13 protein-coding genes and 2 pseudogenes are annotated in these 24,323 nt (G+C 60.8%); 1 reads left to right on the forward strand and 14 read right to left on the reverse strand.

What is annotated here, in order from left to right; all coding sequences use genetic code 11:
* Window positions 1-31 precede the first annotated feature (31 nt).
* From AC1AX7_RS06340 to AC1AX7_RS06370, 7 genes and pseudogenes are all read right to left on the reverse strand, one after another.
* Window positions 32-1,081 (reverse strand): glycerophosphodiester phosphodiesterase family protein, encoded by a 1,050-nt coding sequence (locus AC1AX7_RS06340; RefSeq protein WP_476509245.1) that lies wholly within the window; start codon window positions 1,079-1,081, stop codon window positions 32-34.
* Between the two features lie 245 nt (window positions 1,082-1,326).
* A pseudogene (locus AC1AX7_RS06345) lies at window positions 1,327-2,018 on the reverse strand (glycoside hydrolase family protein); the annotation flags it as partial.
* 101 nt (window positions 2,019-2,119) lie between these two features.
* Window positions 2,120-8,059 (reverse strand): Ig-like domain-containing protein, encoded by a 5,940-nt coding sequence (locus AC1AX7_RS06350; RefSeq protein WP_476509246.1) that lies wholly within the window; start codon window positions 8,057-8,059, stop codon window positions 2,120-2,122.
* A 390-nt stretch (window positions 8,060-8,449) separates the two neighbouring features.
* On the reverse strand, window positions 8,450-10,462 hold the full coding sequence (locus AC1AX7_RS06355) for a glycoside hydrolase family 127 protein (RefSeq protein WP_476509247.1): 2,013 nt from the start codon (window positions 10,460-10,462) through the stop codon (window positions 8,450-8,452).
* Window positions 10,463-10,503: 41 nt separating this feature from the next.
* Window positions 10,504-11,322 carry a carbohydrate ABC transporter permease gene (locus AC1AX7_RS06360; RefSeq protein WP_476509248.1) on the reverse strand — a complete coding sequence of 273 codons (819 nt, stop codon included), beginning with the start codon at window positions 11,320-11,322 and terminating at the stop codon, window positions 10,504-10,506.
* 21 nt (window positions 11,323-11,343) lie between these two features.
* Window positions 11,344-12,270, reverse strand: a complete 927-nt coding sequence (locus AC1AX7_RS06365; protein ID WP_476509249.1) for a carbohydrate ABC transporter permease — start codon at window positions 12,268-12,270, stop codon at window positions 11,344-11,346.
* A gap of 267 nt (window positions 12,271-12,537) precedes the next feature.
* Window positions 12,538-13,854 carry an ABC transporter substrate-binding protein gene (locus tag AC1AX7_RS06370; protein ID WP_476509250.1) on the reverse strand — a complete coding sequence of 439 codons (1,317 nt, stop codon included), beginning with the start codon at window positions 13,852-13,854 and terminating at the stop codon, window positions 12,538-12,540.
* A gap of 448 nt (window positions 13,855-14,302) precedes the next feature.
* On the opposite strand from AC1AX7_RS06370, the gene AC1AX7_RS06375 reads away from it, so the two are divergent.
* Complete coding sequence (locus tag AC1AX7_RS06375) at window positions 14,303-15,322, forward strand: LacI family DNA-binding transcriptional regulator (RefSeq protein WP_476509251.1); 1,020 nt, start codon at window positions 14,303-14,305, stop codon at window positions 15,320-15,322.
* Window positions 15,323-15,383: 61 nt separating this feature from the next.
* Here AC1AX7_RS06375 and AC1AX7_RS06380 read toward each other — a convergent pair whose 3' ends face one another.
* The 7 genes and pseudogenes from AC1AX7_RS06380 to AC1AX7_RS06410 form a co-directional block, all read right to left on the reverse strand.
* Window positions 15,384-17,309, reverse strand: a complete 1,926-nt coding sequence (locus tag AC1AX7_RS06380; RefSeq protein ID WP_476509252.1) for an ABC1 kinase family protein — start codon at window positions 17,307-17,309, stop codon at window positions 15,384-15,386.
* Between the two features lie 166 nt (window positions 17,310-17,475).
* Window positions 17,476-17,682, reverse strand: a pseudogene (locus tag AC1AX7_RS06385) (phasin family protein); the annotation flags it as partial.
* A gap of 96 nt (window positions 17,683-17,778) precedes the next feature.
* Window positions 17,779-18,528, reverse strand: coding sequence for a type 1 glutamine amidotransferase (locus tag AC1AX7_RS06390; protein WP_476509253.1), 750 nt, complete (start codon window positions 18,526-18,528; stop codon window positions 17,779-17,781).
* 33 nt (window positions 18,529-18,561) lie between these two features.
* Window positions 18,562-20,088, reverse strand: coding sequence for a DUF1727 domain-containing protein (locus tag AC1AX7_RS06395; RefSeq protein ID WP_476509254.1), 1,527 nt, complete (start codon window positions 20,086-20,088; stop codon window positions 18,562-18,564).
* Window positions 20,089-20,114: 26 nt separating this feature from the next.
* The gene (gene dnaB / locus AC1AX7_RS06400) at window positions 20,115-21,539 is read right to left on the reverse strand and encodes a replicative DNA helicase (RefSeq protein WP_476509255.1); all 1,425 of its coding nucleotides are present in this window, start codon (window positions 21,537-21,539) and stop codon (window positions 20,115-20,117) included.
* 337 nt (window positions 21,540-21,876) lie between these two features.
* Complete coding sequence (locus tag AC1AX7_RS06405) at window positions 21,877-23,043, reverse strand: HipA domain-containing protein (protein WP_476509262.1); 1,167 nt, start codon at window positions 23,041-23,043, stop codon at window positions 21,877-21,879.
* A gap of 866 nt (window positions 23,044-23,909) precedes the next feature.
* A partial coding sequence (locus AC1AX7_RS06410) for a hypothetical protein (protein WP_476509256.1) occupies window positions 23,910-24,323 on the reverse strand: 414 nt, incomplete at its 5' end.

Raw genomic sequence — 24,323 nt, forward strand, 5'->3', positions numbered from 1 at the left:
CATCACATGCGGCGCGCCACGACGCGCATCATCAACGCGCGTCCGGCACGAACGCCTCGAAAATATGATGGTCGAACCAGGTGCCGCAACGCGCCAGTTCGTCGCGGCTGCGCACGGTCCACGACACCGGCACCGCGCCCATGAAATGCGAGAGACGCACCTGCGGGCTGTTGCCGCCATGCCAGTCGTACGCCACGAAATCCGGGCGCGACATCCAATTGAACAGCAGCACATCGGCCAAACGTTCGGGAACGCGGGCCTCCTCGCCCGTCCAACCGCCGGCGAGCTGGCCGCGGCACACTTCCGGACGATGCTCCTTATACCAGCGCATCGCCATCGGACAGAACGACTCCACCACATACAGGCCGTCATAGGACTGCAATAACGCGTCGCCCTTCTCCATCATCTCTTCGCAACGCTCATCCCATACCGCGTTGTCGTCGAATTTGTATTCGACGATCAACGGCGCACGGCCCGCGACCACCTTCAATACATCGGCGAACAGCGGAACATGCTGATAGTACTCTTCCGGAGCCTTATCAGGAGTGATGACCAGCGCCGGCTTCTCCAACGATCCCGGCAGCGGCTCGGCGACGGCGACGCCCGGCGCGGATCCGGGGAACAGCGGGATACGCGTCAGCTCGTCATACGTCAAATCGGCGATACGACGCGGGTCCCCTGCGACACGCATCAGATCGGCGTCATGGACGACGACGATCTGGCCGTCCATCGTCATCTGCACATCCAGTTCAATGCCGTAGCCGGCCTCGCAGGCGGCGGCGAACGCGGCCAGCGAATTCTCCGGCGCGATCGGACCGGCGATGGTCGGATTGCCGTAGCCCGCCTTCATCGCCATACGGCGTGCATACGCCACGTACTCGCCGCTTTCCGCCGCATACTCGTGCGTCAGGCCGGAACCGGCATCATGCAGGCCACGATGCGCATACCACACATCAGGAATCGCGGGGACAAAATTGCGGCGCTTGTCGTTGAACGTGCGCGGCGCGATGGCCCAGGCGGCGGCACCGGCGGCGATCGCGGCGCCGACGACGACTTTTTTCAGACACGAATTGGATGACATGGCGTTCCTCCTTGTGATCCCTTACGAGATTAGACCATGCCAATGGCAAACCATGCGAGCACAACGATGCGCATGGCATACCGTCAGGCGCGCCATGCGCATCGATCGTCGAACGTTCCCGACTATTGCCCGGCGCGATCAGATGCTCCTACGACGCAGGAGCATCATCGACAACGAGCATGCGACGACGATCACGGCCAACGCCGCGACGTCGCGCACATTCGTACCAGTGCCGGCCAATCCGCCATCATCCACGCCGGACCGATGGTTTCGATCTGGGTCTGGGTCGTGGTCAGCAGCGGTTCACCGATGGCATCCTCCCATGGACCAAGCGGACTGCGGGATTTCGCCACGCCGATGGAGCGCGGGTCGGCGCCTGCGGGAGCGTTCTTGTCTTGGACCGGAATGCAGTAGTGGAACCAGTCGTCGGAAGCGTCCGTCGTGCCGTTGTCGTCACAGACCACTTGCCCGGCATAGGCACCATCGCCCGTCGCCCGGTCGAACAGGTCGGCCTGCAGAATGTTCTTGTAGTGCGTCCACGTGCCGCTCTCGGGATCATCGGTGACGTATACGCCCCAATCATGCATGTTGAAGCTGCCGTAATCAGGAAATGCCTCGTCATGACCTGTGAACACGAATAGTCTGCCGTCATATTCAAGGGCCGCGGCATCGGCGGAATAATGGTTCGCATCAAGATCGTCCGGGGGGTGTCCACGCCTTCGGATCGTCCGATCGGATTGCGCGTCGATTGCGGAAGGCCTCTGTTGTCGATTTGCGTGACTTCAATGGTCGGATTCGCATATGGCAACCGGTCATACGCGTATCCGGACACGCTGGGCGCCGTATCGGCGGCGTCGCCGGCAAACGCGACGCCATGCAAGGCGACGCCTGCGATGAACACCGCACAGGCCGCAACCGTTCTCATCATGTTCTTCATTATTTGCCCCGTACCATTTCGAAAAAACGAATAAAAGTCCGCCCGCCGACACACAAGACGACGGACGGACTTTCAGTGGGCTATGCGCCGTCTAGATGAAGTCACCGCGCATCGAATCGACGATGGCGTTCCACCATCACGGCGATGGCGACGGCGATCGCCGCAAGCGCGGCCACGGCAATCCCGACGATGGCGGAGCCGGTGTTCGACAGATCCGCGCCCTGGGCGTCCTTGCCGGGATCGGCCGACAGATGCTCCAGAGCCGTCAGAGCCTTCTCGAGCGCCTTTGCGGCGGCATCGACCTGGGACTGCTGCGCGTCAGCATCGTTCAGCACCTTGTTGGCCTCGGCGATCGCGGCGTCCAGCTTGCTCAGCGATTCAGCCGTATAGGCGGAACGGTCGATGGCCATCGCTTTGCCCAACGCGGCCTTCAGCGCGGTCTTATCGGCCTTGCCCGGTTCCGGGGTGCCGCCGTCGTCGGCTTTCAGGGCCTTGATGGCCGCTTCGAGCGACGCGAGCGCGTCGTCCACCTGCCGCTGCGTGACGTCCGGCGCGTTCAATACGTCCTTGGCATTGGCCAGGGCCTTGGCGAACTCGGCCCAGCTGTCCTCCGTATAGTCATCCGCGACGAGCTTGTCGGCGGAATCCACTGCGGATTTCAGCGCGGACCTGTCGACTTCGCCCGGTTCGGGATTTGGCTCGGTCGCCTTTTCCAGCGCCGCAATGGCATCGGTCAGCTGCGCGCAGGCCGCGTCCGCCGAAGCCTGCGTCGCATTCCCGTCATTCAGCACGGCGACGGCCTGCTCCAGCGCAGTCTCAAGCACGGCCCAGCTGTCCTCCGTATAGTCGGCGGCGTCCAGCGCGTTCGCCTGATCGACGGCGGCCTGCAATGCGGTGACGTCGGCCTTGGCGACCAATGCCTTTTGCGCATCGTTGAGCGCGGCCAGGGCGGCGTCCACCGTCGTCTGATCGGCCGCTGCGTCGGCCAGCACGTTCTGCGCGTTCGACAGGGCCTGCGAGAAGATCGCCCAGCTGTTCGGCGTGAAGCGCGCCTCCTCCAGAGCCGCGGCGGCGTCCACAGCGGATTGCAGATCGGACTTGTCCACCTGCTCGGCCGTTTCAAGCGCGTGCACGCCCCATTCGGCCACTGCCGCACCGAACGTGGCGTCTGCCGAGGAAGGATACGGAGTCAACACCAGACGCAGTTTCGTGGTGGTGACCGGTTCGAACGTGACCGTGCTCCAGCCGCCTCCATCGCCTTCGCCGCGCTGTGCAGGGCTGTTACGCACCGTGGTGTATTCGGACGTCGGGGTCACCGGCTGCCAGGAGCCGTCTTCGGCAAGATACTGGATCTGCCAGGCGGCGGGGATCTCCAGGCCGCCCCTCTCGTCGTTCGTTTCGGCGAAATTCGCCCAGAACTGCACGCGGGACTGGTCGATCGTGGCTTCGCCGTTCCAGCTGTACTCGGCGTACATGCCGTCATGGGCGACGCCCCAGGTGCCCCAGACGCCGGAGTCGACATTCGCGTCATCCGCCGAAGGCCAGGAATCGTCGACCAGTTTGCCGTCGTTGAGCTTGCCTTCCGCGGGGGACCAGCTGGCGGCCACATCGGTGGTGACGTTGCTGGCGAGGCCCTCAATCCAGCCTTCCAACGGTTCGGGGTCCGGATCGGGTTCATCCGAGCCGTTCGGGTCGGAAACCACATGCACGATCAGCGTGGCCTCCGCGCCGTCCTCGTCCAAGGTGCCGTGCACCGTGTAGTCGGCGACCGTAGCCAGGTCGACCGCCGCAAGCTCATCGGCGTCCCATGTGACCTTCAGGCCGCTGCGGAAGCCGCCGTTCTGGTACTGTCTGGTCACCGTCGCAGGCGGAACGAACGATTCGGAGTTCTGGTACACGGTCTGCTCGGACTGCTGCACGGCGCCCGCGGTGATGGCTTCGGCGTCGGAACGGACGTACACGACGGCGGACGTTCCGGATGGGGTGCCCGTTACCTCGCCGGCGACCTGAATGTCGCCGTTGCCGGCCAGCTGGTCGTCGGAGATGGGAGCCCATGCGACGGACAGGTCGGCACGGGTGCCGTCCGCATAATAGGCGCTTACGGTTTCCGGAAGGTCCACATCATCCATGCCGCTGCCGGGAGCGACCATGCGGGAGACCGTCTCCACGCCGAGCGGGTCGGCGGCGTATGCCTCCAATTCGCTCAGGCCGACCGCCTGGTTGCCACCCTGCGGTTCGAAGACCACGCGCATGGAGGTCGTCCACCTGGTCTCGAACGCCACCGAACAGCCCTGGCCCTTGACGACGTCATAGGACTGTCCGGGCTTCAGGGTCACGTCCTGCCATGCGCCGTCGGAATCGAGGTACTGGACCTTCCATCCTGCCGGCATCGGCACGCCGCCGCCGTCGGACCAGAAGTACGCCTGCACCTTGGACAACGGCACAGTGCCGTTCCAGGTGTAGGTGACCGTCGGTTCGGCGTCGCCCTGCCCCCAGTTGTTCCAGCTCTTCATGGTGTCGCTGCTTTCCAGATCGACGATGCCGTCGTTCAGGATGGCGGCGCCGCCGACCGGATAGGTGTTCTGGGAGCTGACTTCGGCCTCGGCCTGGGAGGCGATGTTCACCGTACCGTCCGAGGGGATGCCATGGACTTCGATGATCTTCTCGGCCGCCAGCTCGCCGTCGGAGACGGTCAGCTTCAGCGTGTAATCGCCTTCACGATTGAACGTGACCAGCGTGCTTGCCGCGGTCGCGTCGGCGAACTTGGCGACGCCGTTCTCCGGACCGGAGACCTGCTCCCATGCGGCGGCAAGCGTGCCAGAGGGCAGACCGTCGTCCTTCACGACGCCGGTGATCTGCGCGCCGGAAGAGGAATTGCTCGACACATAGGCGTCAACGGAAGGCGCCTGGTTGGAAGGCTCCCCTTCGGGCTCGATTCCTGTGCGGTATGCCTGGACCTCCTTCACGCCCACGGCCTCGCCGGCCTGCGGCGTGACCGTCAGCCGGATGGCTTGGGCGTTCACCGGGGCGAACTGGATGCGATTGTAGTTTGCGGACGCATACGTAGGGGTGCGCACCTGCCCTTCAACCGCATGCCATGCGCCCTGCTCGTCCTGGTATTCCAACGTGTAGACGGACGGTTCCTTATACCCGTCGATGGTCTGGCTGGAGGATGTCTGGTAGAAGTACACGCGGACGTCATCGATGGTCTGGACGCCGTCCTTGAAGGTGACGGTGATGGCGTCCTTCGCGTTCGGAGTGCCCTTGGTGCCCCAGAACGATTCCATGACGTTCGTGCCGTCCACCGCGTCGGATGCGGGCTGGCCGGCGGCCTCATACGTGGCTTCGACATCGCCGCCTTCCGCAACGTTCACCTGGCTGTCGGACGCTTCGTCGATGTTCTGCCCGGACTGGGCGAAGATCTCGGTGACACGGTCGTCGGCGCCATAGGCCACTTCGTTGGCGTTGGGCATCCGGGCCGTGGTGACGTTCGAGACGACGGCTCCGCTGTCGTCCTGCACGTCGGCGACGCCCGTTTCGGGATCGTAGACGATGTGCGCCAGCTTGTCGGAGGTGAACACGGCCTTGCCGTCCAGATACAGCGTGTATCCCTTCGGCGCCGTGTAGGTGCCGTCGTTGTTCCAGACCACCGACATGTCCTGCCCGTGATAGCTCAGGTTGTTCACGACGAAATGGTCCCAGCCCGGCAATGCGATCGGGTTGAGCTCGATCTTGTTGTCGTCGCGGGGAACCACGCCGGCCACGTCTTCGATGATGGTCCAGTTCGTGGTGCCGAGCTGCGTATGGTGGATCCACGAGCGGTAGGTGATTTTACCTCCGTTCTTCGCGGCATCGGCGCTGCGGTCCGCCATGCTTTCGCCGGCGCTGTCATTGTTTTCCATATTCCAGAACTCGTTCTGGTCCGGATAACGGTTGTCGCCGCCCTGGTAATGGGCGAAAGCGACCCAATACAGAAGCTTCTTGAACTGGTCGGCGGTGATGTAGCCGTTGTCGTCGGCGTTGTAGTCGCGGATGCCGGCTGAGTAGATCTGCAGAAGCGGCGTGGCATTGATGATGGCGAAATTGTTCGAACCGGGATATCCGGCATCCGCCTTATCCGCCTGGTTCGCCGTGAAGAACGGGAATATCGGGAATTCGTCATAATCCGCGAACAGACGAAGCGCTTCATCATAGCTTTCGTCATAATCCGCGTCGCCTTCGGACGGCATCATGCCCACGGAGTACGGGTAGTAGTTGTTGATCTCCTTGTACTTCGCGTATTCGCCGTCATGCGCGCCGATGAACTTATGCTGGACGAGCTGCTCTTCATCGTTCCACAGTTCGTTAAGCACATCGGATTTGATGTCGTCGGCGATCTGCTGCATCTCCTCGGATTTCTCGTTCTCCCCTGCGGCCGCGTAGGCCTCCGCCGCGGCGATGGCGTTCGCCCACATGTTCGCCGAACCGTCGGCGCGGTCCATCCGCTCCCCCGGATACTGCGAGAACGATACGGCATCGGCATCGTTGCCGGTCATGGAATTCCACGACCAATCGATGAGATCGTTGTCGTTGTCGTTCTGATTGTCCGTATCCACCGGTTCGCTGGAAGATGCCAGCAGGCCCTTGACGTCCTCGGAACCGTAGTCGCCCAACGCGTCGGCCAGCGACGACGGGCCTCCATGGATCTTGTAGGAGTCCCATCCCGCCTTGGTGATGTACTGCGTATAGCTGTGGTCCCAGTTGGCGGGGTCGCCCGGATTATCGTGGTAATAGTGGTGGCCGCTGGCGCCTTCCTTGGCGGTCTGTCCGGCCGACACCCAGGTGCCGTACGCCAGATCCGGATTGCGCAGCCATTTCGTATCGTTGATGAACATGCCAGACGTCAGGACGATCTGGTTGTTGTAGCCGAGCACACCTTCGATGGAGGTCGGATACTGGAACGTATTGCCCGGCATGTTGGCGTCCAGGGAGTTGAAGCGGGCCAGCCACCAACGGTAGAACACCGTCTTGTCGATGTTGTGCTCCGGGGTCTCCACATATGGGATGTTCTCGTACCACCATTGGTTGTAGGTGGTCACCGAATCCTTGTATGAGGCGGCGGGATCGACCAGATCGCCTGTGTAGCGGGCTTCGTATTCGGTCGTGGAGTCGGGAAGCTCGTCGGCGATCATGCCCAGCTGGATCTTGGTGGTCTGGGCTGTGCCGGCGGCAAGGTTCATCGTCGACGTCAGGGAACCGCCCTGTGCGGTGAACCCGTTGCCCGAGAATCGGGGGTACAGCGTGGTCAGGTTGTTGGTGGCGTTCACCCGTCCGGTCAGTTCCGTGGCGCCATCGTCGCCTTCGGCCGCGAACGGCGAGGTGGCCGTCAGCGTGACTTCGCCGTCGACGGTGCTTTCCAACGTCAGATTGGTCACCAGGACGTTGTTGTAGGTGATGTATTTGACTTCGGTGACGGTAAGCGTTTCGTCGCTGTTGGTGAACACCGTGGTGAAATAGCTCGGTGTCTGCTTGCGTCGGGACGTATCCTCGCGCAGGGTCTGTTGGTCGCCGTTCATGCTGACGGTGATGGTGTAGCCATCATGGCCAGTCTGATCCCAGTATGCGAAGTTGCCGACGAAGCCCAGCTGTCCCGGGGTATGCGTGTACATGAATGCCGCACGGCCTCGCGAGAACAGATACGAATTGCCGTCCGCGCCCTCATAATGGTATTCGCCCGCATCATTGACGCCGGTGCCTGTCGGCTCGCTCCCGTACCTGGCGAGCATTTCGTCGATCCAGAAATCGTGGCCCGTATCCGTGCCTGCGCCGTTGGCGACGTCCTTATCGAACACCTGCTTCAAATAGCTGGTCGACGGGTCGAATATGACGCCCGAGTCGGGTATGGGATCTTCGTCACCGTAGAAGGTGGGATATCCCACATCGGCGTTCAGGTGGGTGCCGTCAGCGGCCTGGGCCGCCACGCCGCTTCCTGTGGCGAGCATGGCGGCGGCGATCATCGCCGCAGTCGCCGTGGCTAAACCCTTTCGCATTCTTATACGCATACACACTCCTCACACGCAGGGGCGTCGCCCGCTGCGCCGACCCGCTCGCAACGATGCGATACGGGCGGAATCTTCTTCTTGCCTGTGTTTACGATTACGGAATGAGAAGGCCGACGCACAGAATTGGAGCGTGCGTTAGACCTGCAATAAGGATACAACAAGAGAATACGCTTTCGCAATTTTCTCTACACAAAATGTCGATGACAATCGAAGCATTACACCGGAATCATTCCACGCATGCTTCGAACAATCGACCCAGCAATAAAAATCGGGCATCCGCTTTCGCGGATGCCCGATCCTCATTCCGTCACAGCGGAAGCCCTCAGCTCCATTGAACGCCTCCGCCGCCCATCGCTTCATGCGGCATCGCTGCGGCATGAAGCGACAAGTCTATTCCCGAGACAGCCAGACCGACATCTGACCGCCCTCACGATTGGCCCATGCATAATACGGAACCAATCGCAGCGTGGCGGGCCTCGCCGAAGCGGGAGCCGCCTCATGATACAGAGGGCCGCAGGGGGAATCCTCCTCCTGTTTCAAGGCCGGTACGTCGACCGCGGTCACGCCTCCGAGCAGACCGGCGTCGTACTGGCATGCCGCGCCTTCGGCGCATGCGTCCGCATCCAGCGCATACAGCCACAGCGGGCCGGGATTGTCGCATTCCTCGGCGCAATACACCAGCGGCCCCCGCATGACCGCGACCTTGCCGGCGTTCTCGCGCACACGGTTTGACGCGCTCATCAGACGTACGCGCATGTCCAAAACCAACCGCACCGTCATGGACCGGACACCGGCCGGAACCATGACATATGCGAAGCCGTCGGCGATGTCGCCGTCGAACGGCGCACCGTCGACGCTCAGGGCGTATGAAGAGACCGCCCAGGCCGGGATGCGCACGCCGAAACGACGGTCATGTTCGCCGGTGTTGGCGATCGTCCACACGATATCGCCGTCCCACGGATAGTCGCCGGTCTGGTCGATGGACAGGCCGTCGGCGAATTCCGCCTTTGATGCGATGAACTGGTTGGCCAGAATGGTGCCGTCCTGCAGCGTCGTATAGACGTATCGGTCTATGGAGGTGATCAGTCGGGCCAAATTTGCCGGGCAGCATGCGCAGGCGAACCAGCCGGCGCGATGCGTCAGCACATGGCGTTTGTCCGGGTTGCCCGCCGACGCCGCGGGATCCGCCTCCAACGGATTCACGTAATAGAAATGCGTGCCGTCCAGCGACATGCCGGCCAAGGCTCCATTGAACAGTTCCTTTTCCAATACGTCGCCGTACTCGCCCTTCGGGGCGGACATCATCATCTGGCGGGCGAAGAAGCTCATCGCCACGGACGCGCAGGTCTCGCCGTACATCGTGTCGTTCGGCAGGTCGTAGTCGTAGGTGAAGGATTCGCCCACGCGCGTCGAACCGATCTGGCCCGTGATGTACATGCGACGATGCACGATGCTGTCCCACATGCGCTCGGCGGCCTGCGCCAGCTCATGGTCGCCCGTCAGGCGGGCGATATGGGCCAGTCCGGTGCACAGGTAGGCCACACGAACGGCGTGCCCGTCCGCATCCTTCTGCTCGGTCACCGGTTCGGCGGCCTGGTAATAGGTGCGGGGGAAGTTTTTGATCACCCGGAAGAAGTCACGGTCCCATCCGTCGGCGACGTTCTGACGGTCATAGAATTCAGGGTCACGGCCGCGGACACGCAGGAACCACCGGCCAAGCTCGGCATAGCGACGCTCCCCCGTCGCCTCGGCGAGACGGGCCAACGCCAGTTCTATTTCCGGATGCCCGTCGGCTCCCTGGAGCTGCCCTTCGCCATCGCCGAAGACGGTGCCGATATGGTCGGCCATGCGACGTGCGATATCGAGGGCCTTTTCATTGCCTGTGGCCTCCCAGTATGCGACGCCGGCCTCGATGTAATGCCCCATCACATACAGTTCATGCGATTGCTGGATGCGGGCGTACCGGCGATCGGTCTCCTTGATCTGGAAGAAGGTGTCCAGATACCCGTCCGGCTGCTGGGCACGGCCGATCAGGTCCACCACATCGTCCGCAAGGCCGCGCAGGTCGGCGTCATCGCGCTGCTGCAACGCGTAGGCGACGGCCTCCAGCCACTTGTAGATGTCAGAATCCTGGAACAGCATGCCGTGGAATTCGGCGTCCTCCTCTCCGGCGGCCACGCGGAAGTTGCGGATCGTATGCTGGTACGGCTCCTCCTTGTCGACGGGATTGCCGCCCGGATCCAGCGGCAGATCGACGGCCTGTTCGCCGTTGTTGACCTTCCACTGGTACGGCAGCACCTTATCGACGACCAGGTCGATGTAGCGGTTCCAGAACGCGGAGGTGACCTTCACCTCAGGATAGCGGGAACGTTCCGTTTCACAGGATGCGTATTCGGTAGTCATGATATGTCTCCCATTCGTTATGGCGGATGCGGCCTCGCCCGTCAGCCCTTGACGGCTCCGGCCATGAAGCCCTTGACGTAGTACTTCTGCAGCGCGAGGAACAGGATGGCCGCCGGGATGAGCAGCACCACGACGCCCGCTTCGGTCGCGCCGTAGTCGATGACGCCCATCGTCTGCTGGCGCATGTTCACCATGGCCAGCGGCAGCGTGGATTTCTCGGAACTCGACAGGTACAGCGGAATCATGAAGTTGTTCCACGCCTCGAGGAAGGCCAGCAGGCCGACCGTCACCATCGAGGGCTTGACCACCGGAACCAGGACCTTGATCAGGGCCTGGAAGGAGTTGCAGCCGTCCACCATGGCGGCTTCCTCCATGTCCTTCGGAATCGCGTCGAAGGCGTTGCGCATGATGAAGGTGCTCATCGGCAGCTGGAACAGCGTGATGACCAGGGCCACGCCCAGCAGGGTATCGTTCAAGCCGATGTTCTTGTACCACACCATGAGCGGGATCAGCAGCGACGCGTACGGCACCATCAGGATGGACAGCGTCACCATGAAGCCCAGATTGCGGCCCGGATAGTCGAATCGGCTGAAGGAGTAGCCGGCCAGCGTGCACACCACCACGGAGAACACGACGGTGACCAGCGTGACGACGATGGAGTTCATCAGGTATTTCGGCAGGCCTTCCTGATACCCCCACAACGTCAGGTAATTGTTGATGCCCCAGCCTTCGGACTGCGCGGAGCCCGGCTGCGGGCTGAACGAGCTGACGATGACCCAGACCAGCGGCGAAAGGAAGATGACGGCCAGCAGCGCTTCAAGTATTCTGGCGATGACGCGCTTCCACATCGGAGTGCTCATGATTGGTTACCTCCCCACTTCTCACTTGGTGTTGTCGCGCATGCCGCGCATCTGGATGGAGTTGATGATGACCAGGGCGAACAGCACCAGCAGCGACAGCGCGGCGGCCATGCCCAGATCCTTCTTGGAGTCGAATGCGAAATTGTAGATGAGCTGCACAACCGTCATGGTCGAATTGTTCGGGCCGCCCTTGGTGAGGATGAAGAACTGGTCGAAGGCCAGGATGGAGCCGGTGACGCAGTACACCAGGCACATGACGATGGTCGGCTTCATCAACGGCAATGTGATGGAGCGGAAGATGCGCCAGGTACCGGCGCCGTCCATGCGGGCCGCCTCGTACAGATCGCCCGGAATCGATTGCAGGCCAATCATCATCAGCAGCATGTAGTAGCCGGAGAAACGCCAGACGATGACGATGATGGTCGCCCACAGCGCGGATTGGCCCGTCGCCAGAACCGAACCGCCATCTTCGATCAGACCGAAGAAGCTCAGGATCTTGGTCATCGGACCGACCTGCGGAGAATACAGCGCATAGAACAACAGGGACGCGGAGGCCAGGCCCGTCGCGGACGGGAGCAGGAAGCAGGTGCGCAGCACGTTGTTCCATTTGCTGGATTCCTGCACGATCAACGCCAGGCCCAAGCCGAGCACCAGCAGGAAAATCGTGACGATGACCGTGTATTCCAGCGTGAATACAATGGACTGGCCCAGCAGCTTGTTTTCGAAGACGTTGATGAAGTTTTCCGGGAAATTGAATCCGCGATTGCCTCCCATCAGCGTCCAACGGGAGCAGGCCATGATGACCAGCAGCACGATTGGCGCGAAGAACAGGATGATCATCATCAGCCAGTCGGGCAACGCATACAGCAAACCGCGTCGCGTCTGATCGACTTGAGCTTTCGAACGCTTCGCCCTCTTTGGCGTTGCGGTTTTCGAAGCACTAGACATACTTCTCTCCTTGGATTCTAAACATTGAACAGGATTGCAAGCTTCTGGTGGTTGCAATCCGTCATCAGCGTCGACGTCCGCCTCAGAGAACAGGAAGGATCGACCGGGGAAGGCCAAGTGGAACCGACGCCGATGACGGGCCACAACCTCGAAATTTCAATATGAAGGAATGAATGTTGATATTGCGATATGCAAAACACACCGCCCATTCCGGCGGCCTCGCTCTATTCGTCACCGAGGCCAGGCCGCCGGAATCGGCGGGGATGATCATTGACCGAGAATGTCGGTCACAGCCTGATTGTCTTCCGTCAACGTGTTGCCGTCGCCCCAGACGTAGTTCTGGATGAGCAGCTGCCACGGGGAGCCGGCCGCGTTGAAGCCTTCGTTGAAGGCTGCGGACTTCGGGGTCTGGCCATTGCCGTCGATGATGGTCGAATTGATCGTCTGGATACGCGGATCGGCGTCATCATAGGCGGTCTTCAGGGTTTCGATGTTGGAGGCGGTGTAGCCGTTATCGGCGAACACGGTCTTCTGGGTGTCGGACTGCATCAGCCAGTACAGGAAGTTCCATGCCTGGGCCACGTTCTTGCAATCCTTGGAGATGCCCATGGCGTCGCCGCCCAGGAAGGTGGAGGTGCTGCCGGAGGTACCGGCGATCGGGGTGACGCCGACTTCGAAGCCACCGGAAGCTTCAGCATCGAAGATGTCGTTCAGCGAGGTGTTCGGATACGGCATGACGCCGATGTTGCCGTTGGCGAACGGGGCGGTCCAAGTGGCACCGGTCTCCTCCTTGGAGCCTGCACCCAAACCGTTCTCCGTGCTGGCCAGTTCACGATAGGAATCCAGAACGGCCTTCATGGAATCATTGTCGAGCGTGGCTTCGGTGCCGTCCTCGTTCATCACGGATTCGCCATCGGCCCACACGGACGGGAAGAGGTCGAACACCAGAGCGCCGCCGGACTGGCCTGCAAGGTAGGAGCCCGCAACGCCGTCTTCGTTCAAAGCGGCCACGGCTTTGGCCTGCTCGGTGAAGCTTGCGATATCGGTCGGCCCCTGTTCCGGATCAAGTCCGGCCTTCTCATACAAATCCTTGTTCCACACCCACACGGAAACGTCGGTGATGAACGGCAGCGTATACTTTGCGCCGTCCACTGTGCCGGCTTCGATATGGCCCTGCTGGATGTCATCCAGATTCGGCAGGCCGTCGATCTGCTCGGTGATGTCCTGGAAAATGCCCTCGGAAGCCCAGTACGGAATACGAACGACATCGCCAGCGAGGATATCCGGCAGGGAGTCGGTCTGGGATGCGCCGCCGACCTTGCCCTCCATATCATCGTTCGGGATGATCTCCAGCCTCACCTGATTCTTATGGGAGGCATTGTATTCCTCGACCACGCCCTTGGCCTGACGCTCCAGAGGAGAACGCGTCCACAGCGTGATCTCGGTGCCGTCGTCAAGGCCTTCGGCAGGAATGTCCTTCGGGGCCGCGGCATCGTTGCCGCCGCCGCAAGCCGCCAACGGCAGCAGAAGGGCCGTAGCCGCAACGCCGGCCAGCATACGCTTCATATTGTTGAAAGATACCATTATCGCTTCTTTCTCTATACCTATGTCCCTCTCTCCTACGAGAGGAACCGGACGGCTTCCGCCGACCGTGCAGTTTTCCCGCGGTCGCCGTTCGCCTTCATTGGCTGCCACCGTTGTGAAAACCTGTTTGTCATAATACACATTTTTCTCGTTTTTGCAAAATCGCTTTCGCATATTTTCCGAAACGCGACCCTGTGCATCAAAACTGTGTAATTCCAACGATACAAGCCCAGCAAGCATCGCAACATGTCAAAAAATATTTACCCAAGGAGAGAAAACATGCGAAAAATTATCGTTTTTGTGCGGCACACGCTATCCTTAGGCACAGCACGAGAAACAAATTCTGCGCCACAGCGAAAAACCGCGAAAAACCGGCCAATCGCAGTATCATGGAACCAGATGATGCAACGTGGCATCAGAAACGTATAGGGGGGGGGGAAGAAGAACAATGACACCTACAGACTCTCGACTATCCGCCCGGCTGGAGGACGTCGCGGCCCTTGCAAACGTCTCGCTCGCCACCGCGTCCAAAGCGCTGCACGGCAAACCACGCGTCAGCGACGACACCCGGCAGCGAGTGCTCGCGGCGGCGGCGCAGCTCAACTATTCACCGAACAAACTCGCCCAATCCCTGGCAAGGGGACGATCCGGCACCATCGGCATGATCACTTCCGACCTGCAAGGCCGGTTCTGCACGCCGATCATGATCGGGGCCGAAAACGAAATGCGGGCGCAATCCACCTCCATCCTGCTGGCCAACGCCCGCGGCGACGACAGCCTGGAACGCGAACATGTCGAGAAACTGCTCTCGCTCAAAGTCGACGGACTGCTCATCGTCCAGCGCGAAACCAATCCGCGGCCATCATTGGGACATGACATCGGCGTGCCCATCGTCTACGCCTACGGCCCTTCCACGGACATCGACGACTGCTCCGTCACCTGCGACAATGTGGATGCCGGCCGTATCGCCGTCAACCACCTCATATCCTGCGGACGCAACAAAATCGCCATCATCGGCGGCGACGAACGCTACACCGCGGCCACCGACCGTGTCAAGGGATCCCTTGAAGCACTGTCGGAATTCGGCTTGGAACCGGCAGGACCGATACGCTACGGGCGGTGGGACGAAAACTGGGGGCGCGCCGGCACAAGGCTTCTGCTCGACCAAGGCGTGGAATTCGACGCCGTCATCTGCCAAAACGACCAGTTGGCGCGAGGTTGCATCGACGCGCTCAAACAGGCGCATCTGCGCATTCCCGAAGACGTCGCCGTCATCGGGCACGACGATTGGGACATCCTGACGCAGAGCTCCCGCCCATCGTTGACCAGCATCGACAACGAGACCGTGCAGATCGGCCGCAAAGCCGCGCGATACCTGATGGACGCCATCAACGGGCATCCCCATCATGGTGTGGAATACATTCCTTGCCGGCTGGTACAGCGCGAATCGACGCTGCCGCTGGACTAAGGCCACCGCCGTATGGTTCGACGCAGGGTTCGGACACTGAGCGAAAACCGCGAAAACGCCGTCACCGCTTTTTCTTGCGACCTTTGAAATAGATGTCGAACACGATCCAGACCGACAGGATGAAGGCGATGACATAGCCGAGGAAGCCGACGATCGGGATGCCGAACACCACCGGCTGCATGCCCGCGTAATACACGATGGACGAACCGACGAACAAACCGACCACGATCAGCGCCATCGTCAGACGGTTGACCATGTCGCTCAACAGTCTCATCGGCTCTTCGGAGCCGACCATTTCCATGTTGACGCGGAGCTGCCCTCGGGTCAGCATACGTGTGGCGACCTTCAGTTCGCTGGCCGCCGAGAGCAAGCCGTGCAAGGCTTCGCGGCTTTCCAGCGCCAACGCTTTCGTCTCGTCCTTGGCGAACTGCGACGGCGTCTTCGACGTGGCGATGTGGTCGGAAATGATCTGAATCATATTCACGTTGGGAATGAATTCGTCCAGCAGACCTTCCAATGTGACCAGCGCACGGCCGACCGTCGTCACCGTGCTCGGCACTTCGATGCCGTGACGCTGCGCAAGCTGGGTCACGGCCGTCAAAAACGCCGCGATGTCGAGCTCGGCGAGGTCGATCGTGCCGAATTCCTTGACGATGACATCCAAATCGGCCAGCAATGCCGGATAGTCCTCCGGACTGGCCTCCGTTCCGGCGAAGCGCAGCAGGCCGTCGGCAAGTCCCGGCGAATCCTGCTTGGCGACGGCGAACAGCATGTCGCGCAATACCGTGCGCGTCTTCGCATTCAAACGGCCGGTCATGCCGAGATCAAGCAGTACGATGCGCCCGTCGACGATCATGATGTTGCCCGGATGCGGGTCGGCGTGGAAAAACCCCTCGTCCAACACCTGCGTCGCATAGTTGTCGACCAGTTTCGTGCCGATTTCCTGCAGATCGTAGCCCGCGGCGATCAGCCGGTCGGGTTTGGAGACGGAAATGCCGTCCACATAATCCATCACGACCACATGCTGCGTGCACAGATCCATATATGGCGCGGGGCAATCCATATAACGGTATTTCCTGCAGAATCGTTTGAATTCGCTCAGATTGCGCGCTTCAACAAGAAAATCGGTCTCCGATTCGAAGGTTTCCCACAGCTCCTCGACGACGCCCTGCAGATCGACGACCGGCGCGCTGTGCATCATCTGCGAGGCGACCTTCGCGATCGAGCGCATGATGGAGACGTCCTGCGCCATGGTTTCGCGCACGCCAGGACGCTGCACCTTGATGGCGACGTCCTCGCCTGTTTTCAACGTTGCACGATGCACCTGCGCCAGCGAGGCGGAGCCGAGCGGGGTGGCGTCGATATGCCCGAAAATCTCGCTGACGGGCCTGCTGTATTCACGTTCCAACGTTGCAAGGACCACGTCGTACGGCATCGGATCGGCGTCGGCGCGCAGCTTGGACAGCTCGTCGCAGAACGGTTGCGGAAGGATTTCGGAACGCATCGACAGGATCTGCCCGACTTTGACGAAGGTCGGGCCGAGCGCTTCCAGCATCAGACGCATTTTCACCGGCGTCAGGCCGTGAATGACGTCGAAGCGGTTGACGATACGCGCGATCTGCGCCAATCGCTTCAATTTGCCCATACGGGTCAGGTGATATCGCTGCGAAAACGAATGATGGCGGGCGCCGAAAAGTCCGATCAGCTCTTCGTCGATATCTTCCGGATCGATACCGTCGGTTTTGACGGCGTCGTCGGCAGGGGCCGTTCCGCGACGGGAGGCGGCGTCAGCGGGATCAAGGCCATGATGCTTCGCCACAGCATCCGGCGACGGGGATGCCGTCGGGTGGAGCGCCGCGTTGACGCGGTCGGACAATGTGACCGGTTCGACGCTTTCCGGGCGCGCGGAAGCGCCGTTCTGCGTTGCCGCAGAGGACGGCCGCGTTGTAGAGGCTTGCGATTCGGCTGATTGCGCGTGATTGGTCATCGTCGAAGTGGGGATCGTTCCTTCCGGTTGCAGCGTCGACGCCTGCCGGGCCGGTTATCATGCCGGCAGCGCCGAACGGGCATACGCATATAACATGTGAGCCGTCGCATACGCGGCCGGCTCACATGCATGGACAAGTGAAAAGCTATTCTTCCGTCGTTTCGGTTTCGGCCTTCGCTTCGGACTCTTCCTTGACCTCCTGCGCCTTACGCTTGAGCTCGGTGTTGAGGGCCTTGCCCTGTTCCACGGTCAGTTCGCCCTTCTTGACGAGATCGTCGACGATCTCCTGTCCCTTTTCGACGGTGGTCGCGAGCGCGCCCACTCCGGCGAGGAACACCTTACGCAAGCCATCCCCAAAATCGAAATCAGCCATGATACGCCTCCTTAGCGTCGGTGGACGTTTCCAGATTACCCCACAATGCTTGGCTTCGACGGTATTGCCCTGATGATGAAGCCGCCGGCGGCATGTTCAGCGTGGACGTGACGCCGCGACGCGGCGGGCCTGCGCCGCGATTTCGTCGAGGCGGGCGAGTTCGGCGCGTTGTTCGTCGGTTTGCCGCGGCTTGGAATCGCCGTATCGGCGTTCGACCGCGGTGCGGATGAGGAAATCGGATATCGCCGGGTTTTTCGGCAGCAGCGAGCCGTGCATGTATGTGCCGATGACGTTGCCGACGCGGGCGCCTTCGGTGTGGTCGCCGCCGTTGTTGCCTGTGCCGTCATGTTCGACGTGGCCGAGCGGCTGTACGCCGTCGCGCAGGAAGGTCTGCCCGGAATGGTTTTCGTAGCCGATGATGTCGCCGAAATCGTCGGAATGTTCGACGAGGTTGCCGATCATGCGCACGTCGCGGCCGAGGGTGTAGGCGCCGATGACGCCGATGCCGTCGAGCCGGTCGCCGTCGACGGTTTCGAAGTATTCGCCGAACAGCTGGTAGAGGCCGCAGATCATCAGCATCGGGACGCCGTCGGCGGCAAGCGAGCGCAGCAGGTCGGCGCGCTGGAAGAAGTCGCCGATGATTTTCTTCTGGCCGGTGTCCTGCCCGCCGCCGCCCAGGATCATGTCGACGTGGTCGGGCCATGCGTCGCCCTGATTGTAGGCGTGTACGCGCGGCTCATAGCCGTACAGCGACAGGCGTCGGGTGATGGCGAGCACGTTGCCGGAGTCGCCGTAGATGTTCATGTCCTTCGGATACAGGGACATGACGTCGATGATGTTGCCCATTGTTCACGCTCCTCGCGGGAATCGCCCATATGCTTATTTGCCCACTCCGGCGTCGGCGACGTCGGTGATGCCGCCCAGGATGGAGCGGGCTTTCAGCATGGCCGTATACGTGCAGTAGATGTGTTTGGGTGTGCCGGGGTTCGCGTCGACGAATGCGGTGACGGCCTGTTCCAGATCGGTGTTCGTCTTATGGACGCGCACCTGGTCGTATTCCAGCCGCAGCGCCATGTCCCAGGCGCGCACGCCGGAGACCATGGCGACGCCGGTTGCGCGCAGGCTGGAGAAGTCCACGTCCCACAGCCAGCTCATATCGCGTCCGTCCGCGTATTCGTCGTTGATGCAGATCATCGTGTCGTGGCCCTGCGGCGGGAACGATGCCAGCGACAGGCGGAATCCCATCGGATTTTTGACCAGCAGCAGTTCCACGGGGGCGCCGTGCACGTTGATGACTTCGCCGCGCCCGAACGCCGGGGTGACCTGTGAGACGGCATCGATCAACGCAGCCGCGTCGGATGCCGCGAAATCACGCAGACGCCGCCGTACATCGTCGGCAAGATCCGAGGACCGGCAGCCGCCATCGTCGATATTTTCGCGCACATCCTTGCAGACCGCGCGCACGATGGCGAGCGCGGCCGCGGCATTGAACAGATTGTAGACGCCTTCCAGTTGGACGCCCGTCCTGTAGACATCGCCGTCCATCCGGAATCGCGCGGCGTGATCGGCGACGCTGATCAAGGTCACGTCGGCGGCCGGCGATGCGGCGGCGATCCCGGCTTTTTCGATATTCGCGGCGACGCCGGCATCATTGGCGTCGGCGTCATCGACGGCATCAGGTTCCGCGGATTCCGTATCGTCAGTCGCGGTATCGGCGGCGCCCAAGTCGACCGTCGTCTGCATGTCGTCATCCGACGGGAAGAACGATCGCAGCGATGCATCCAATCCGAAATATGCGATGCGCCGCGCCGACCGCGCAAGCGAGGCGAGGCCGGCGATACGCGGATCCTCGCGGTTGAGCATCACCGTTCCCGTCGTGGCCTCGGCCACATGGCCCAGCAGGCGGGCCGTATTGTCGATTTCGCCGAACCGGTCCAGCTGGTCGCGCATCACGTTGAGCAGCAGGCAATATCGCGGCTTCACCTGGCGTACGAAGTGCACGGCGTACGCCTCATCCAATTCGAGCACGGCGATGTCGGCGTCCAGGCGTCCGCGCAGATCCACTTCGGTGAGCAGCGCGGAGACGACGCCGCGCGTGAAATTCGAGCCGGTCGGATTCGTGAACACTTTCAGACCGAGCTTTCCCAGCATGGTCGCCACCATGCGCGTCGTCGTGGTTTTGCCGTTCGTGCCGGATACCAGGATCACGCCCAACGGCAGGCGGCCCAGCGTGCGCGCGAGGAATCCGGGGTCGATGCTTTCGACGATTTTGCCGGGGAAGGCGCTGCCGCCATGGCGGGTGACACGGGCCGCCACGCGCACCGCCTTGCCGATGGCCGGCGTCGCGAAGGCATTCCATGGCGAGGGCGGCCGCGCAGCCGGCTTCGCGTCCGATTCTGCAGACATGCTTTGAGACGAATTGCGCGGCATCGTCACACCCCCTGCTGATGTTCGGGCGCCATATCCTTGAACTTCGACGTGGCGCCGAGGAATGCCAGATGGAAGGTTTCGGTCGGGCCGTTACGATGCTTCGCCATGATGATGTCGGCCTCGCCCGGGCGGTCCTCCTTATCGTAGAAGTCGGGCCTGTGCACGAGGAACACCACGTCGGCGTCCTGTTCGATGGAGCCGGATTCACGCAAATCGGACAGCTGCGGCTTCTTGTCGTTGCGCATTTCCGGACCACGGTTCAGCTGCGACAGCGCCACGACAGGCACTTCCAATTCCTTCGCCAGCAATTTCAGCGCACGGGAGAATTCGGAGACCTCCTGCTGACGGCTTTCGATCTGCTTGCCGGACGACATCAGCTGCAGGTAGTCGATGACGACGAGCTTCAAATCGTTGGTCTGCTTCAATCGGCGGCATTTCGCGCGGATCTCCATCAGGCTCATGTTCGGGCTGTCGTCGATGAACAGCGGCGCCTCACGCATCCTCGTCCAGAACGTGTTGAGGATATTCCAGCGTTCCGGCGTGATGTCGTCGGCGCGGCGCAATGCGACCAGCGGAATGTTCGTTTCGGCGGAGATGATGCGCTGCGCCAATTCCACCTTGCTCATTTCCAAGCTGAACACGATGGTCGTCAGACCGTTGTGCAGGGCGGCCGCGCGCGCGAAATCGATGCCGAGCGTGGACTTGCCCATTGCCGGGCGGCCTGCGACGACCACCATCTGGCCGGGCTGCAGGCCCTGCGTCACGTCGTCGATATCACGGAAGCCGGTCGGCACGCCGCGTTCGATTTCGCCGCTTTGCAATTTGTCGAGCTGTTCGAGCGTATCCTGCACGACGGGGCCGATCGCGGAGTAGTCCTGCCGGACTTTGCCGACGGACATTTCATAGACTTCGGACTGCGCCAGATTGACGACGTCTTCGGCCTGCGAGCCTTCCGCGGTGTAGCCGAGCTGGGCGATTTTCGTGCCGGTGGCGATCACGTTGCGCAGGATCGCGCGCTGATGCACGATTTCGGCATAATACGTGGCGTTCGCGGCGGTCGGCACGGAGGCGACGAGGCTGTGCAGATAGTCGCTGCCGCCCGCCTTTTCGAGGTCGCCCGCTTTAAGCAGTTCGTTGGCGAGGATGACGGCGTCGACCGGCAGGGATGCGGAGAACAGTCGGATGATCGCCTCGTAGACGATCTGATGCTTCGGCTGATAGAAGTCGGTGGCGTCGATCATTTGGCTGACTTCGCCGATGGCGTCCTTGCTCATGATCATGCCGCCGAGCACCGCCATTTCGGCGTCGTCGTCGTGCGGCGGAACGCGGTCGAACAGCGCGTCCTTCACCGGTGCGCCGGTATTGCCGGCCACATATGACGTGCCGCCGGTAAAGCCTGATTCATCCCAAGTATTGTCCTCTGCCATAGTAACGAGTATATCGAGGATGATGGTTCAGGCGAAGATGATGTTGCGCACAGTAGCGGACGCCTTATTCGAAGGGGATTCTGCCTCATGGGATGCCGCCAGGGCTTATGCACAAAAGTTATGCACAGAGTTATACACATATCGAAAATGCTTTACTTGACGTTCATCCAAACGCCGTCAAATGTTATTTACTTGACGCACATTGTGGATAACTCTATCCCCAAATCCCCGACTTATGCACAGTGTGGGGATATCTATGTGGAAAACTCTCTCAGTAATCCACAATCTGGGGATAACGATGTGAATATCATGGGGATAATCCCCAAGTAATCCACCGTCAACGCTTTCTGTCGCGGACTTCCTTTGCGATTCCGATTTTTGAAACCAGTTCGTTTCGAATCAAATCGATGCGTACCGGCGCGATCATTCCAGACAGGGACAAACGATGAGCGACTTCATCCGGCCAATCCTTCAATACGTCAAGGTCGTAGCGATCCCAACCTTGCACCAGTTCGAGCTGCCTTCGCGCAGTCATCGTCTTATAGGTCGCATAAAACGGTTTGGCCTTATAGTCACGGCCGTCAACCTTCAATTCGCCGCACCACAGCGAAGCTCCGGTATCGAACAGCGGCGCGGGGCGCACCGCAAGCGTATCCACATTACGAATCAAACCGAAATTATTGAAATGACGATCGGTATTGCGCATCAGCCAATCCACCAATAGCCAATCGTCCGTCGCCGCTTCAATAGCTTCACGCTCGCAGCCGAATTGAACGGCATCTTCAATCCACTGATCACGCACACTCAGCCGGTTGTTCCGCTTAATGGATTCCATAAGCTGCCATGCGGAAATCAATTCCTCATCACGCCGAAGCATTTCGGCACACACGCTCACCGGACGATTGTCATACTCCGCAAGCGAATACTGCACTGCGGAAACGCCAAGCCTGCCGCAAAGACGTGACGTTATGATCTCATTGACCGGCTCCTGACCGGTACGGCCACCCTTGACCAAAGCACGGGTGCCGTCTTCCACAATCATCCATCGTTTCGGCAAGTCGCCGCCTGTGGAAGCATCCGGCACATTGAAACTGAACTCATGCGACGAGGAATGGGAGGTCAACAGCGTGCGGCCCACTTCCTCATCGAATGGATTATCAAAGAAGTTCACGCTCTCCCAACGTGTATCGTCAGCAGCATCCTTGACCCAAAACTGGTCGGAAAGACTCAATCCGAGCGAACGATCCAGCAGTTCCTGCGTCGAACGCACGCCCAACTGTTCCAAAGCATAGGCGACACCGTCTCGTGTTGACGGAATGGCGCGGTGGCGCCACCATTCGCCAATCCTGCGCGCATACACGGCAGGCTTGCCGTGCGTGGTCATTTCAAGAGGAAGACGATCCGCATCCAAAATCCTGCCCATGCCTACCGCATGCCCGGAAACACGGTCATATTCGAAGGAAAGCACCGGGCGCGGCCCACACATGACCAGACGTTCCACCATAAGCGCCCCTTTTCGTTTCCGATCGACTGCCGCTTCCATACTATCGTCATGGCACAGAGCGGGTGGCGCACTTGAAATCGAAGTAACAGCGCAATACCCCTTTGCCCTGCCCGTGTCGTCCATGCGAGATTGTCGACGTCGCCGATCGTGTTGCTGCGGACGGTATGTCGCGTTGCCGGTTTCCGGCGCAGCCCCTGGCCGGTCTCTCGAACACGACCGCCAGATCGTTCCTGCGGTACACGCAGCACGAGTACCGCATGTCCATCTCTCGCAGCCGCGTTACGGCTTCGGATCTCCTCATACTAATAGGTATGCGAATATGCGTAAAAGCATATTCGCGCATGCCTCGCAGGTGTGAAGCACATCATCACGCGGCGCCGCGCCCGCCGACCAGCGCGTATACCGTATCATCGTCCGGCCACGCGCTCAAGCCAGCGCGCCCACGCCAGCGACGGCATGGACACGCCTGTACGTGCAGGCCGGCCATCCACGCTGCGGCCACGGACCAACCTAATCACATATGCGCCGCGGTTCCCGGACTCGTCATCATCCATTCCCATGGTGTCCTCCCCCCCCCCATTGACCGAAAGCCAACACCACTTCGGACATCCGAACGTCATGAGCGACGAATCAGATGCCAAATCTCAGCAAACCAGACATGTGAACACCGTGACGTCGTTTGTCGCACATACAGGCGACGGCATAAGTAACAAATGGGGATATAGGCCAAAAATGGTCGCAAAAAGGTAAATAAAAAGGTACAGATTTTGCCCATATCCCGGATTTTTGCTATTGGTGGCCAATCCAATAGCAGTTTTGGTCGCAACACGCCGCCAACTGCGTCCAATTGTGCCAGTGATGGGAGGCTAGAAAAAGGGCGGGGCCTCATCAAGGCATGTCGGCAGCCTGTCCCATCGGCAGTCCACTGTCGGAACATCCAAAAGTGCCGTCTTCAACGATGCCGCTGCGCAAAAAGTGACGTTTGAGGCCTGTCTTTCGCCCACTTTTGCGCAGTGCCCTCGTGCAAGACGGCACTTTTGGACGTCGGCGGCAATTCCTTTGGCAGTTTCCGTCGCGGAAATATCTTCTCCTATCCTGCGAATGCCCCCCCCCCCAAAAAAAATCAGATCAGAATATTCACAATCCAACTTTGGGGTGCTGTGAGGTGTACCCCACATTCCGTACACATGTTCCGAAACCGTGAATAAACCGGAATCGGAACCAAGGCCGGCGGGCACGAAAGGAGCCCGTGACATGAAAAACGGAATGTTCACTCCCGC

The sequence above is a fragment of the Bifidobacterium sp. LH_449 genome (genome assembly GCF_056356755.1).

What these genes read in the sequence shown, in the direction of transcription:
- AC1AX7_RS06340 (WP_476509245.1), bottom strand. Translation starts at nt 1,081, where the DNA reads ATGTCATCCAATTCGTGTCTGAAAAAAGTCGTCGTCGGCGCCGCGATC.
- AC1AX7_RS06350 (WP_476509246.1), bottom strand. Translation starts at nt 8,059, where the DNA reads ATGCGTATAAGAATGCGAAAGGGTTTAGCCACGGCGACTGCGGCGATG.
- AC1AX7_RS06355 (WP_476509247.1), bottom strand. Translation starts at nt 10,462, where the DNA reads ATGACTACCGAATACGCATCCTGTGAAACGGAACGTTCCCGCTATCCT.
- AC1AX7_RS06360 (WP_476509248.1), bottom strand. Translation starts at nt 11,322, where the DNA reads ATGAGCACTCCGATGTGGAAGCGCGTCATCGCCAGAATACTTGAAGCG.
- AC1AX7_RS06365 (WP_476509249.1), bottom strand. Translation starts at nt 12,270, where the DNA reads ATGTCTAGTGCTTCGAAAACCGCAACGCCAAAGAGGGCGAAGCGTTCG.
- AC1AX7_RS06370 (WP_476509250.1), bottom strand. Translation starts at nt 13,854, where the DNA reads ATGGTATCTTTCAACAATATGAAGCGTATGCTGGCCGGCGTTGCGGCT.
- AC1AX7_RS06375 (WP_476509251.1), top strand. Translation starts at nt 14,303, where the DNA reads ATGACACCTACAGACTCTCGACTATCCGCCCGGCTGGAGGACGTCGCG.
- AC1AX7_RS06380 (WP_476509252.1), bottom strand. Translation starts at nt 17,309, where the DNA reads ATGACCAATCACGCGCAATCAGCCGAATCGCAAGCCTCTACAACGCGG.
- AC1AX7_RS06390 (WP_476509253.1), bottom strand. Translation starts at nt 18,528, where the DNA reads ATGGGCAACATCATCGACGTCATGTCCCTGTATCCGAAGGACATGAAC.
- AC1AX7_RS06395 (WP_476509254.1), bottom strand. Translation starts at nt 20,088, where the DNA reads ATGTCTGCAGAATCGGACGCGAAGCCGGCTGCGCGGCCGCCCTCGCCA.
- dnaB (WP_476509255.1), bottom strand. Translation starts at nt 21,539, where the DNA reads ATGGCAGAGGACAATACTTGGGATGAATCAGGCTTTACCGGCGGCACG.
- AC1AX7_RS06405 (WP_476509262.1), bottom strand. Translation starts at nt 23,043, where the DNA reads ATGGTGGAACGTCTGGTCATGTGTGGGCCGCGCCCGGTGCTTTCCTTC.